This is a genomic window from Vibrio chagasii (genome assembly GCA_041879415.1).
Lineage (GTDB): Bacteria > Pseudomonadota > Gammaproteobacteria > Enterobacterales > Vibrionaceae > Vibrio.
This window is the reverse complement of the sequence record CP090851.1, coordinates 1,566,333-1,579,831: the sequence shown is the minus strand read 5'-3', so window position 1 is coordinate 1,579,831 and position 13,499 is coordinate 1,566,333. Positions and strand designations below refer to the sequence as shown.

General features: G+C 43.3%; 9 protein-coding genes and 1 pseudogene. 7 read left to right on the top strand and 3 right to left on the bottom strand.

The genetic code is table 11. The features are described from left to right. The 6 genes and pseudogenes from L0991_07085 to L0991_07060 all read left to right on the top strand — a co-directional run bounded on the left by L0991_07085 (position 1) and on the right by L0991_07060 (position 7,880). A complete protein-coding gene (locus L0991_07085; protein XGB61214.1) occupies positions 1 to 1,209 on the top strand; it encodes a hypothetical protein in 1,209 nt (402 codons plus the stop codon). 430 nt (positions 1,210 to 1,639) lie between these two features. Next, positions 1,640 to 2,623 carry a phenylalanine--tRNA ligase subunit alpha gene (gene pheS, locus L0991_07080; protein ID XGB63864.1) on the top strand — a complete coding sequence of 328 codons (984 nt, stop codon included), beginning with the start codon at positions 1,640 to 1,642 and terminating at the stop codon, positions 2,621 to 2,623. 18 nt (positions 2,624 to 2,641) lie between these two features. Then, a complete protein-coding gene (gene pheT, locus L0991_07075; GenBank protein XGB61213.1) occupies positions 2,642 to 5,029 on the top strand; it encodes a phenylalanine--tRNA ligase subunit beta in 2,388 nt (795 codons plus the stop codon). A gap of 369 nt (positions 5,030 to 5,398) precedes the next feature. Then, positions 5,399 to 6,370 carry a retron St85 family effector protein gene (locus L0991_07070; protein XGB61212.1) on the top strand — a complete coding sequence of 324 codons (972 nt, stop codon included), beginning with the start codon at positions 5,399 to 5,401 and terminating at the stop codon, positions 6,368 to 6,370. After that, positions 6,370 to 7,311, top strand: a complete 942-nt coding sequence (locus L0991_07065) for a retron St85 family RNA-directed DNA polymerase (protein ID XGB61211.1) — start codon at positions 6,370 to 6,372, stop codon at positions 7,309 to 7,311. The genes L0991_07070 and L0991_07065 overlap by 1 nt, the downstream gene beginning before the upstream one ends. A 290-nt stretch (positions 7,312 to 7,601) precedes the next feature. Continuing rightward, positions 7,602 to 7,880 (top strand): annotated as a pseudogene (locus tag L0991_07060) (alpha/beta hydrolase). 468 nt (positions 7,881 to 8,348) lie between these two features. Here the strand turns inward: L0991_07060 and L0991_07055 are convergent. Continuing rightward, entirely contained in the window at positions 8,349 to 9,521 is a 1,173-nt protein-coding gene (locus L0991_07055; GenBank protein XGB61210.1) for a hypothetical protein, read from the bottom strand. A gap of 879 nt (positions 9,522 to 10,400) precedes the next feature. On the opposite strand from L0991_07055, the gene L0991_07050 reads away from it, so the two are divergent. Beyond that, entirely contained in the window at positions 10,401 to 11,273 is an 873-nt protein-coding gene (locus L0991_07050) for an alpha/beta hydrolase (protein ID XGB61209.1), read from the top strand. A 228-nt stretch (positions 11,274 to 11,501) separates the two neighbouring features. Here the strand turns inward: L0991_07050 and L0991_07045 are convergent, their stop codons facing one another. Both L0991_07045 and L0991_07040 read right to left on the bottom strand, forming a co-directional pair. Further along, positions 11,502 to 12,134 carry a glutathione S-transferase N-terminal domain-containing protein gene (locus tag L0991_07045; GenBank protein ID XGB63821.1) on the bottom strand — a complete coding sequence of 211 codons (633 nt, stop codon included), beginning with the start codon at positions 12,132 to 12,134 and terminating at the stop codon, positions 11,502 to 11,504. Between the two features lie 14 nt (positions 12,135 to 12,148). Continuing rightward, entirely contained in the window at positions 12,149 to 13,351 is a 1,203-nt protein-coding gene (locus L0991_07040; GenBank protein XGB63820.1) for an MFS transporter, read from the bottom strand. Between the last annotated feature and the right edge of the window lie 148 nt (positions 13,352 to 13,499).

Below are 13,499 nucleotides of genomic sequence, written 5' to 3'. Positions count from 1 at the left end.
ATGAAAAGGATTGTGGCAACAGGAACCCAATTATCCTTAACCTTGGCGGCGACTGTCGGGCTTATGCAGGTGTCGTTGCCTTGTGTGGCGGCAGGCTTTAGTCCTGAAATCGCAGGGCAGGTGAATATTGAACACAGACAGTTCTTTAGCGACGGCTTACAAGGGCAAGATAAAGGGCAAAGCTCACTGGTGTTGCAGCCAGAGTTTTACTGGGAGCAAGAAGAGGGCAACGGCAGCTTTACCTTCACCCCGTTTTATCGCCTAGACAGTGAAGACGATGAACGAACTCATGGTGATATTCGCGAAGCCTTGTATTTAACCTATTGGGACGACTACGAACTGCGAGCAGGTGTAGGCAAAGTGTTTTGGGGCGTGACCGAATCGGCGCATTTAGTGGATGTGGTAAACCAAACCGACGCCATTGAATCGGTCGATGGCGAATCCAAGCTAGGTCAGCCTATGGTGCACTTCACCTCGATAAAAGAGTGGGGCACCGTCGACGCCATGTTACTGCCGTATTTTCGTGAGCGTACCTTTGCAGGCGAAGACGGACGATTAAGGCCAACTGTGCCCGTTTCGGACGATGCGCTTTATGAATCCTCGCGAGAAGAAAAGCACGTCGATGTGGCGCTACGCTATAGCCAAATGTACGGTGATTGGGATGTCGGTTTAAGTTATTTAGGCGGTACAAACCGCGACCCTTACTACCGTGTGCAAGGCAACCAGCTCAAGCCATACTATGCGCAAATGCAGCATTTCGGATTGGATGTGCAGGGCATTATTGGTGACTGGTTATGGAAGCTGGAAAGCATTTATCGCGACAGTTACGACAACCACACCGGCGTAGCAACAGGCTTTGAATACACTTGGGTTGGGGCGCTTGAGTCGTACTGGGACATCGGCTTCATCGCTGAATACCTGTATGACAGCCGAGGCAACAATGCGCAAACCATCGGTCAAAACGATGTGTTCCTTGGCGCGCGTTTCGCTTTGAACGATGAAGACGGCACCGAAGTGCTGACTGGCATCACTCAAGACTTAGATAACAGTGATGTCTATAGTGCTAAGCTAGAAGCCTCAAGCCGTATTAACAACAACCTCAAGTGGCGATTGAATGCGTGGTTGTTTGAGAACGAAACCCCAGAGGACTTGCTGTTCTTCGCTCGTAAAGATGATTTTGTCGAAGTAGCATTGGAGTATTATTTCTAAAGGCTCGATGTTTTAGCTTCAGTTATTTACGTTCAAATTGAGCTTTTCTATGAATAAACCAAGGAGCGATGGCCTTAAACCTCGCTCCTTGGTCTCTTATCTCAGTTCTACCTAGTTATCTCAGTTGTACATTCTGATCTCAATTCCATCCTTCCTATCCAAATCCTGTGAACAACACTGCCTCAACCTAGCTTCGGTGAATGTAATCAAACTGTCTCACTTGGTGACGTTTTTGTATCGGTTTCTCTCTGATTTCACCGATTTCAATGAAATTCTGTTTTCTAACGTTAAATTTGCCGTGTTTTTAGGCAATAACTTGTTCTTTTAGCGATTCAATTTGGCATTGGTTGCGTGTTTGATTACTATGTGTAGCTATCTAAAAAAACTAATCATCCGATACGGACACTACCAACTGGTAGATGAGGAAATGATGCAACATCTAGAAGAGATCATTGCTAATGCAACGACTGCTATTGATACAGCAGATTCGTTAGTCGCACTTGATGAAGTGCGAGTTCAGTATTTAGGTAAGAAGGGTGAACTAACTCTTCAACTACAAAGCCTAGGTAAACTTCCACCTGAAGAGCGTCGCACTGCTGGTCAAGAGATCAACAAAGCGAAAGGTGCTGTTCAACAAGCGATCGCAGCTCGCAAAGACGCACTACAACGTGCAGAGCTTGAAGCGAAACTAGCTGAAGAAACTATCGATGTGAGCCTACCAGGTCGTCGCATTGAGAACGGTGGTCTTCACCCAGTTACTCGCACAGTTGAGCGTATCGAACAGTTCTTTGGTGAGCTTGGTTTTAACACTGAGTCTGGCCCTGAGATCGAAGATGCATTCCACAACTTTGATGCACTAAACATCGCAGACGATCACCCAGCTCGTACTGATCACGATACTTTCTTCTTCAACCCTGATCTAATGCTACGTACGCACACTTCTGGTGTTCAAATCCGTACGATGGAAAACGGCAAACCGCCATTCCGCTTCATTGCTCCGGGTCGTGTTTACCGTAACGACTACGATCAAACTCACACGCCAATGTTCCACCAAGTGGAAGGTATGTTAGTTGATGAGAACGTAAACTTCGCACAACTTAAAGGCATTCTTAACGATTTCCTTTGTAACTTCTTTGAAGAAGAAGTTGAAGTGCGTTTCCGTCCTTCATTCTTCCCGTTCACAGAGCCTTCAGCTGAAGTTGACGTGAAACGTAAAGATGGCAAATGGCTAGAAGTTCTAGGCTGTGGCATGGTTCACCCTAACGTACTTCGCTCTGTTGGCATCGACCCTGAGAAATACTCTGGTTTTGCATTCGGTATGGGTGTAGAGCGTCTAACGATGCTTCGTTACGGCGTAAATGACCTTCGTGCGTTCTTCGAGAACGACCTTCGTTTCCTTAAACAATTCAAGTAATCCGGGGCAGTCGAAACTATGAAATTCAGTGAATCTTGGCTACGCGAGTGGGTTAAACCTGCAATTAACAGCGAAGAGCTAGCTCACCAAATCACTATGGCTGGTTTGGAAGTTGACGATGTAGAACCTGTTGCTGGTGAATTCACCGGCGTTAAAGTAGGTAAAGTGGTTGAGTGCGGTCAGCACCCAGACGCAGACAAACTACAAGTAACTAAAATTGATATCGGTGAAGAAGAGCTGTTAGACATCGTATGTGGTGCATCTAACTGTCGTCTTGGCCTAACTGTAGCAGTAGCAACAGTTGGCGCAGTACTGCCTGGTAACTTTAAAATCAAGAAAGCAAAACTACGTGGCGTTCCATCGCACGGCATGCTTTGTTCTTTCTCTGAGCTAGGTATCGACGTAGAGTCTGACGGCATCCTTGAGCTGCCAGAAGGCACAACGCTAGGTATGGACGTACGTGAGCTTCTTGAGCTTAACGACGTAACTATCGACGTAGACCTAACAGCAAACCGCGCAGACTGCTTCAGCATCCGTGGCCTTGCTCGTGAAGTTGGCGTACTAAACCGCGCAGACGTTACAGAGCCAGCAGTTGAAGCTGTTGCTACAAGCATTGAAGACACAGTATCTGTTGAAGTTAAAGCAACTGATGCTTGTCCACGTTACCTTGGCCGTGTGGTTAAGAATGTAAACGTGAAAGCGGAAACACCAATCTGGATGCAAGAAAAACTGCGCCGTTGTGGTATCCGTTCAATCGACCCAGTTGTAGACATCACAAACTACGTGATGCTAGAGCAAGGCCAACCAATGCACGCATTCGATCTAGCTAAGATCGAAGGTGGCATCGTGGTTCGTCTAGCAGAGCAGGGCGAAAAACTAACACTTCTAGATGGCAACGAAGCTGAACTAAACAGCAACACGCTTGTTATCGCTGACCACAACAAAGCACTAGCAATCGCTGGTATCTTTGGTGGTGAAGAGTCTGGTGTAACAACTGAAACGACAGACGTACTTCTAGAAGCAGCATTCTTCGCACCGGATCACATCCGTGGTCGCGCACGTGCTTACGGCCTACACACAGATTCTTCTCTACGTTTCGAGCGTGGTGTTGACTCAACACTTCAAGCAGCAGCAATGGAGCGTGCAACACAGCTTCTAGTTGATATCTGTGGTGGTGAAGTTGCGCCAGTAAACGGCAGCGAATCTGAAGCTGACCTACCAAAAGCAAACGTAGTATCTCTACGTCGCGTTAAGCTAGACAGCCTACTAGGTCACGAAATCCCATCTGAAGACGTGGTAGAAATCCTAACTCGTCTAGGTTGTGAAGTGGAAACTACGGACGCAGGTTGGACGGCAACGTCTCCATCTTGGCGTTTCGATATCGCAATCGAGCAAGACCTAATTGAAGAAGTAGGTCGTATCTACGGTTACGATAACATTCCAAACCAAGCGCCTAAAGCGGCACTTAAGATGAACGACCACAAAGAAGCTGACCAACCGCTTAAGCGCGTTCGTGATCTTCTAGTTGACCGTGGCTACCACGAAGCAATCACTTACAGCTTCGTAGAACCAGAGCAGCAAAAACTTGTTGTACCTGGTGTTGAGCCGCTAATCCTGCCATTCCCAATCTCTGCGGACATGTCAGCAATGCGTCTTGGCCTAATCCAAGGTCTTCTAAACACAGTGGTTCACAACCAGAAGCGTCAACAGTCTCGCGTTCGTCTATTCGAATCAGGCCTACGTTTCATCCCTGAAGAAACAGCTGAAAACGGCATGCGCCAAGAAATGATGCTTGCGGGCGTTATCTCTGGTACTCGCGGCGAAGAGCACTGGGACGTTGCAACTAACACGGTTGACTTCTTCGACCTAAAAGGCGACCTAGAAGCAGTTCTAGAGCTAACAGCGAACGAGAAAGCTTACAGCTTTAAAGCAGCTAAGCACCCAGCACTTCACCCAGGTCAAACTGCGGCTATCGTAGTAGACGGTAAAGAAGTGGGTATCATTGGTACTGTTCACCCAGAACTAGAGCGTAAGTTTGGTCTTAACGGCCGTACTATCGTATTCGAAATCGAATGGGCAGCTATCAACACTCGCGTGCTTCCAGAAGCAGTAGCAGTATCTAAGTTCCCTGCAAACCGTCGTGATATCGCCGTTGTTGTTGACGAAGCAGTAGCTTCTGGTGACATCGTAGAAGCGTGTATCGCAGCTGGTGGCGAATTCCTAACAGACGCTAAACTGTTCGACGTTTACGTAGGTAAGGGCGTAGAAGAAGGCAAGAAGAGCCTAGCTATCGCGCTGACTCTACAGTCTGTAGAGCGCACACTAGAAGATGCAGACATCGCTGGTTCAGTAGATGCTATCGTAGCTTCAATCTCAGAGAAATTCGGCGCAGCACTTCGCGACTAATCTCTTCTGATAGATAGAAAAACAAAGGCCTCGCATTGCGAGGCCTTTTTTGTTTTTGTCGTACAAAGATTAGGGAATAACCCCTCAATGGTATCGTTATGCCTTTTAAAACCTTGTGAGACTTAGTGTTTTTGATATACTTGGTTAACTCTTTAGCGTTTTGGGTAGAATTTGATTTCAACCTTGTCGGGCGTTTCGCTAGACACTAACTTATTGAGTGTATTTAGGGTTGCGTTAGAACTTTTCTAACGATCCTTCGTACCTCAGGAGCGTCAGAGAAAGTTCTAACGCTAGCCTCTGAGTAAAGAGTAAATCACCATATAGGCGGGCACCTTGTGTCCGTCTATATTTTTAAGGGAACTAGCAGTAGTGAGTAAAAAATTCGAGGATGCCATAATAGGCGCGTTTGAGCCTTTTGATGTCAATAAGTTTAAGGTCAACTATCCCGACCATCGAATTTTTGTTTGCGGCGGCCCTATCGACGTAAAAGCACCAATCCCCTTGAGTTTTCGTCAACGCTTAATTGATAAGCTTGCCTCAAGCTACCCCGATATTGAAACTGAAGTTGTTCTAGCGGAAACATTTAAAGATTACTTTAGAGAGCATGCTTACAGTGATCTACTTGTATTTGAAGACGACATAGCACAGTTAGCATCAGTCGTTGTCATTTTGTTAGAAAGTCCCGGTTCATTGGTAGAGTTAGGTATGTTCTGTACCAAACCTAACTTTTATAAAAAACTTCTAATCGTGGCTCCGAGAGAGGAGACAGAAAGAGAGGATTCTTTTATCTATCTCGGACCATTAGATCACATTCGTAGTCGTGAAGCATCTTCTGTCGCAATATACCCTTGGCCTGATAATAGGGTCTTAGATTATCCCTCAATTCATATCCAAGACTTATGTGATACTTTGTTAGAAAAGCGGAACAACCTGCCTAAACATCCTGCATTTAATCAGAAGAACTCCGGACATGTAGCACTTTTAGTATTAGAGATCATTCGATTATCCTTTCCGATTCTACTAACTGAAATCGAGTTAGCATTAGTTTCATTGGGGCTTGATGAAGAGAGAGGAAAAATTACTAGGTTATTGTATTTACTAAGCAGACTAGGGTACTTGGATACTTACGAGTATGGAGGGGGTTATAAGTTCTATTATCCTCTGGATAGGACTAGCCCGAGAATCAAGTTTGGATCTAATAAACAATCGGCAGCATTCGACGAAAAAAGGTTAGTGATGAATTTAAAAATGTCATACGTAACTGACAATCATGATGGTGCTGCTAGAAAAAGAATAGCCGCTGCGACTGAAATACAGAAGAAACTTAAAGGTGGTGAGTAGTGAATTTAACAGATATATTAGCTAGTTCACTTTTCATGGACGATGAAGAAATTCGTTCATTTTCTGCTAGTTCGCCTTATCGTTATAAGGTCTACTCCATCGCTAAGCGAAACTCACAAGAAAGAAGGATCATTGCTCATCCTTCAAAAGAGCTCAAGTTTATTCAACGAATCATCGTAAGCCTACTAGAACAACAGTTGCCAATACACATGGCGGCAAAGGCTTACACCAAAGGGTTAAGCATTAAAGACAACGCTCAGCCACATGCCAAGTCAAAGTATTTATTAAAAATGGACTTAAAGGACTTTTTTCCTAGCATAACCCCCTCTCTTTTTTTTAGAGAATGTCGTGCTCATGGAGTAGAAGTATCTAAGCAAGATGCAGAGTTGTTGGAAGGTTTTCTTTTCTGGAAACGTAGAAGAGCAACTCAGTTAGTTTTAAGTATCGGAGCTCCTAGTTCTCCGATCGTCTCAAATTTCATTCTTTACAGATTTGATACGGTTATTAGTGAACATTGTAATAAATTAGGTATTAACTACTCTAGATACGCAGATGATTTAACGTTTTCAACAAATGAAAAGGGTGTTCTTATAAAGTTTCCTGCAAGAGTTAGGAAAGAACTTAACCACCTCTACGATGGCCAAATTAAAGTTAATCTTAAAAAAACAGTACTATCCTCGAAAGCACATAATAGACATGTAACGGGTATAACATTGACGAATGATGGCAAGTTGAGTGTAGGGAGGGAAACAAAACGCAAACTGTCAGCTTCTATACATCATTTTGTACAGCGGAAGTTATCTGTAAAGGAAATACAAAAACTAAAAGGAGACCTAGCACATACTGCATTCATTGAGCCTATATTCTTAGATAGAATGATAAAAAAATATGGATGTCACGCTATCAATGAACTCAAGCACTTCTCCGCAGAAAACAACTAACATTTCTAATGTTAGTTGTTCTATGTAAATAACTCCTATTATTTAATTGTCATACTAATACGTACTAGATAATGCTCGAGAGCGAGTATAACCTTTGAACTAATATCAATAAAAATAACGTAACTTTACCAGTCACTAGAATTTAGCTACAACTCATATCGGGGCAACAGTGAGTTCTTCAATTTATAATCGCCGAGGTTTTTCGTTAAAAATCATCATTGACCCATTTACAACTTAGCACTTTATCGTGGCACTTTCTGTATGCCCTCCAAAGTAAGCTGAGATACACTATGAAACGTTTAATTCTAAATACCACACTCTTAGTATTCATGGCACTTGGTAGCTTTAATACCATGGCTCATGATTCAACGCTTAAGTACGGTATCGCGATTTCTCACGATGGTGAGCAAATTGCATATGGCAAAAGTGGGAGTGGGGATACGGCGCTGATCTTTATTCACGGTTCGAGCTTAGACAGTAGGCTTTGGCAAAACCAAGTGAGCGAGTTTTCAAAGCAGTACCAAGTGATCACTATGGTTGCATTAGCCGAAGATGTGAAATCGGTAATCTCTTCTGATAGATAGAAAATCAAAGGCCTCGCATTGCGAGGCTTTTTTACATCAGGAAACGGATGCTAACTCATTATTGGATATTTCCGCGTTTAGTCATGTACTAATTTAGCTTCACACAGATAACTTTTCGTATTGAAAAATGACTTAGTGAGTTGTCCAGTATTGTCGGATCAGATTACTTTATTTCGCGTACCTCTTCACTCGTCCCTCCCTCTCTCAATCGGTGACTACGTTGAATGTCGTGCTTGCCGAGATTGGCGAGAAGATCGTGACAAGAGAGGACTTTGAGCGGATTTTAGGGCAGGTTGAGGGGGGATTAAAAAAGGCGTCATCGTGACGCCTTTCTCATGATACGTTTATGCTATTTAGCGATACTGGTTCTAATATCTTATCCTCTAGAGGACCACCTACACATTTCCTTAGATAAAGGTAAACGTGGGCTATTAACCTTCATGGTTATACTTACTAATCAAGATCTGAGCGTGAATAAGCTCTTTTTTGAAATAAAGTATTCCGCTTATTTGTGTCAATATTGAAGTATGATATCGCTACACCGAAATCGAAACGAGAGCCTAAGCTTTCAACATCAACGTACCTGTCTGAATTATAATTATAATAATTTTTGTAAATATCAAATTGCTTGCTGAGCCCTTTTGAACTCACAGATTGGGGAGGAATAGACAACTCCAAGTTCTTGATCGTATCAGCATGTTCACCCCAATAGATAGTAAAAGACTCTATATTAATAAAGTTGTCAGTTTTATTTGTTACTTTAAGAGTACCATCATCAATTACTGCATGAATATTTTTATCTTTTGCTTTATACACAAGCGGTAACATGTCGTACACGCCTGACTGAACTTGAACATCAACTTGATATTCGTCTCCAACAGCTAGGCGAGAAGGTGAGTAATTATACTTAATGTTTTGAACTCGTTGGTAGCTACGTGGCAATTGCATGGTCACCTTAATATAAGGGTCAACAAGCTCAAGTCCTGCGCGTTTTGAGTATTTGAACTCACCAGGAACCATTGTCAGTCGAACCCCGCTCTTGATTTTCTCATTTAGCTGTGCCGGATAAGCTGATGAAGCATGTACATTGATATTTGTACGCTCAAGTGCAGACGCTAACTCTGCCTCCATGATTTTTTTTTGTTGAACTAATGAATTAGGCTGGATAAGGGCTTCGTTATAAACTTTCACTGACGCTGCCAGGACCTCATCTACATATTCATTAAAACCATTATCCAAGCATAATAAGCAGTCCCTGACCCTCTCTTGCTTGCCGTGCCATTCTCTACTCATGATTTCACGGACGACCTGATTAGCCTCGTTGATAGTAAAATCATATTCATAGTCCAAGTTTGTCCCCCCTCGGTAAACAATGCTGCTCCCCGAATTATGGGATGAACGCTCTCGAGGACGCTTTGGATGAGGGCTTGCCACAAATGGAGATGAATCATGAACCGCTTCGAAAATTATCGTAAACAGCTCATTTTTCTCTTCCAGAGATAAAGTTGTTTCTGCAAGTGTTATTTTTTCTATGTCTTTAAAGTCTTCTTTGGTAGCACTGCCAGAATTTGATGCACATCCTAGTAGTACAGTGGACAGCAACAATAAAATTGTGATTTTTCCCATGAGAATTTTTATACTCCTATCGTTATTTTCTAGCACACGAGCGTGAAACGTTTCATACCCTGCTGAATTAATCCGGAAATTCAAATTTGTAAGCTTTTCCTTTAACTGAACCAAAAAGTACGATGACTGATTGTAAGTTGCGGTTTTGTAGTGAACTGCCCAATCATGAACTTATCTCTTATCGGTAAATTAAAACAGGCCCGAATCGCCTTTCCAAAACCAATTTTTCTTGAATTAAAATTCGCAAGGTCGGAAAGTTTTTCTATATCATATGTTGAGATGGAATGAATATCGTGAGTTATCCGCATCGGGTTGATGAGGTAACTGGGTTGGTTGACTCTCAAACCAAAAAATTAAGCCAGGCAGTAGGCTCACATTTAGTATATTTTCAATTTTTTTATATCGAAAATGTTCAGCGATACAATCTTATGCTGCCGCCCTGATCATACAATTAAAGTTTTTAAAAACAGTGACATAAGATGCAAAAAAACTATGTTTTGAGTATAAACTATCCAAAAAACTTAGTGTTTAGTTAATCGATATAGCTTTGTTGCGTAACTTGATGAAACTAAATCAAGGTATCACGAACTGAGCTGCTATGCTCACCAAGAGCAAGCCTAAGAAATTACAACATTTAGTTGATAATGATATCTAATCCATTCGGATAACTTCTAGTAGGGCAAATCAATATTAACAGACTGTAAATGAGTATTAGCTCTAGCACATAATGGGGCAGAAATGAGTTGGTTAAGTTACCAAGCTCGGGAGAGGTGTTCATCTAAATCACTATTGACCTGTCTAAAGCTTCACACTTCATAGTAGCTATATTGATTGAGAGGGGCACTTTGTGTGTTCCCTCCAAAGTAAGTGAGAGACACTATGAAACGTTTAATTCTAAATATCACACTCTTGGTATTCATGGCACTTGGTAGCTTTAATGCCATGGCTCATGATTCAATGCTTAAGTACGGTATCGCGATATCTCACGATGGTGAGCAAATTGCGTATGGCAAAAGTGGGAGTGGGGATACAGCGCTGATCTTCATTCACGGCTGGAGCTTAGACAGCAGGCTTTGGCAAAACCAAGTGAGCGAGTTTTCAAAGCAGTACCAAGTGATCACCATGGACTTAGCAGGGCACGGTAACTCATCGTTCAACCGCGAAGAGTACACCATGGTTGCGTTCGCCGAAGACATCAAAGCGGTAATCGAGAAAGAACAACTCGAATCCGTCATCTTAATCGGACATTCCATGGCGGGTGGAGTAATTGCAGAAGCCGCTAAATTGATGCCGAAAAGAGTGAAGGGCATTATTGGTGTCGACACATCGCAAAACGTAGCACTCGCGGTTTCACAAAGCGACCTAAATGTAATGACCAAACCGTTTGAAGCAGACTTCCAAGCGGGTATGACTATGTTCGTGAAAGACTCGCTACCAAAAGACGTGGACACGGATTTACTTTACTGGGTAACGCAAGACATGGCATCAGCACCGCCAGCTATCGCGATAAACCAGTTCCGTCATTATCTAGGCCAATACGTGACAGGCGAAGCTCACCGCGTGTATGAGAACGTGAATGTGCCAGTAATATTGGTTAACGCGCGCCTATGGCCAACGGACTCAGAAGCGAACAAAAAACACATTAAGGATTACAGCATTTACTACATTGAAGACTCAGGTCACTTCCCAATGCTTGAGCAACCACAGCAGTTCAACGCAACCTTGATGAAAGCGGTTAAATCAGTGAAGTAGGGGATTTGTAATCATTCTATAGATAAAACTAAGGCCTCGCGTGTGCGAGGCCTTTTTGTATTCTGTAACGCAAACAAAACAAAGTGGCAGATACGACTTACAATCCCCTCCTAACCTCCCCTTGGTTTACATTTCCAATCTCTTGTTGGCAATGGGAAAGGGGAGGAATGGAATACCGATCGTTATGTGTGTTGTTAGATTTATTCGCCATAACGCTTGTCAAAGTGATCAGGAATTTTTGTATTCGCAATAGTTAAGCTTTTTTGAAAGCAACTCTAGGCTAAGTGTTGCCAATATGTCTTTAAAAGGCGAACTATGTAAGGCAGTCGTGAGGATGTCGCGCTCTTCTGCTGAAAGCAAATTAGCATGCCTGAATAAGACATAATCTAATGCGATGTGTAGGTACAATGTTGAGAAGTCAGGCTTGAGCAAATCATCATTGTTTTTCAACTGCCCGATAAGTTCTTTAACGCTTCTTTGAATACCTTCCTTTCCCCTAATCGTTAGCTCGTTTTGCTCAGCTTCGAAGCGGCTCAATGCAGCACATCGAAATGCTACTTCCATCAACGTTTTACTTACTCCCAATAACGACATGCGTTGAGTATCGCTAGCCTTGGTCGCTGCTAGTTTTTCTGTTGGGTATGCTTGCATGAGGAACTCGCAGATCGTTAAGCTCTCGGTCAGTGCAACCCCATCACTGGTTTCTAGAACCGGAATGGTACTAAATGGATTAACTGCGACTAATGTGCTCGGTGTTTGCCACGGGTCGACCCATTCAAGAACCATTGGAGCATCACACAAATAGGCCGTTGCTAGCACTGCCCTGGAGAATGGAGAGGTGTCGTTTAAGTACAGTTTCATGAGCGATTCCTTTGCTAAGAACTTGTTTGAGCAGTGTTTAATGTCTGCTGTTTGGTTGATGTAAATGCGATGCAGAGTATCGACAAAATCAGTGCACTCGCGCTGATCATAAATAACAGGTTATAACTGGTGAGTTGAGGGGCGTAGTGAGCCATAACGAAGCCGACGATTCCTTGCGATATAGCAAACGCCATTGTCATTGCTCCCCAAGATTTCGTATGGAGTTGTGTCCCAACGATTTCTAAGGTGTAGGTTGATACCAGTGTTACGGTGCCAGGCGTAAACATACCGACCAACAAAGATGAAGCAAAAAGTGCTGTTTCACTGGTGCTTAAGAGCGGAAGAGCAACCCCGGCAGCTTTGCAAGTAAACGCCGCTAATAGTGCTTTTTTAAGTCCAAACTTATCGCCTAATATACCGGTTACTATTGGTCCAATCGCTGCTCCTATACCAAAAACAGCCCAATAAAACCCACCGCTCGCAAAACTCATTTTTAGCTCTCGAACAATATAGTCCACCCAGAAAAGAGTATGAGGTAAATAGCCGATAGCGCTGAAGGTATAGGCTAACAGTACACAGCTAACACTGATGCGCTCATTCTTAGATAAGGCATCAAACGTCGATGGACTTTTATCACAATGGGTTGGCTTAACCTCAAGAGACCAAGCGTTCCACGTCAGGACAGTTGCAACGAAAGCGATCGCCCCCATACCTAACCATGCACTCTCAACGCTCTGGTAGATAAGTAAAGGTATGATGGTTCCTGAAATCATCGCGCCAATGCCAATGCCTGAAAACACGACGCCACTGATTCTTGCTTTCATTTCTTGCGGGTGAAGGCTGGTGATCACAGGGGGAGCGAGTACCATGAGTATCGCTCCGGATACACCAGCAATAGTTCTAAGTGTTAAAAACCATTCAAAGGGGACAGACTTTAAGGCGCAACCCAGATAACTAAAGCTACTTAGCAATAAAGAGGCACGTATGAGTGTGCCTGTTGAATAATATCTTTGTAAAAAGCTCGAAGCAGGTGCTCCGAAAATATAGCCAATCAGTGTAGCTGCGCCGAGTATGGAGGCATCTTCGCTTGAGAACCACCCACTTTGAATGAGCACAGGCATTAATGCTATGTAGGCAAAGCGGCCAATACCATTCCCAACTAGTGTTGCTGCGAGCCCAGCGAAGGTGCTGCGGTTTAGTAGCTTTACGTGCTGCATATCTCATACCGTTGGTTTGCGTTAGTAACATTACGCTAACATTTAAGGCTGAGCTATCTAAGCTGAGTTTTTACTCTAATGCTTAAGGTTTGATGACAACTTACATTTTCTGTAAGTGTCAGATTGGTCATTTACATTTTCAGTCTCT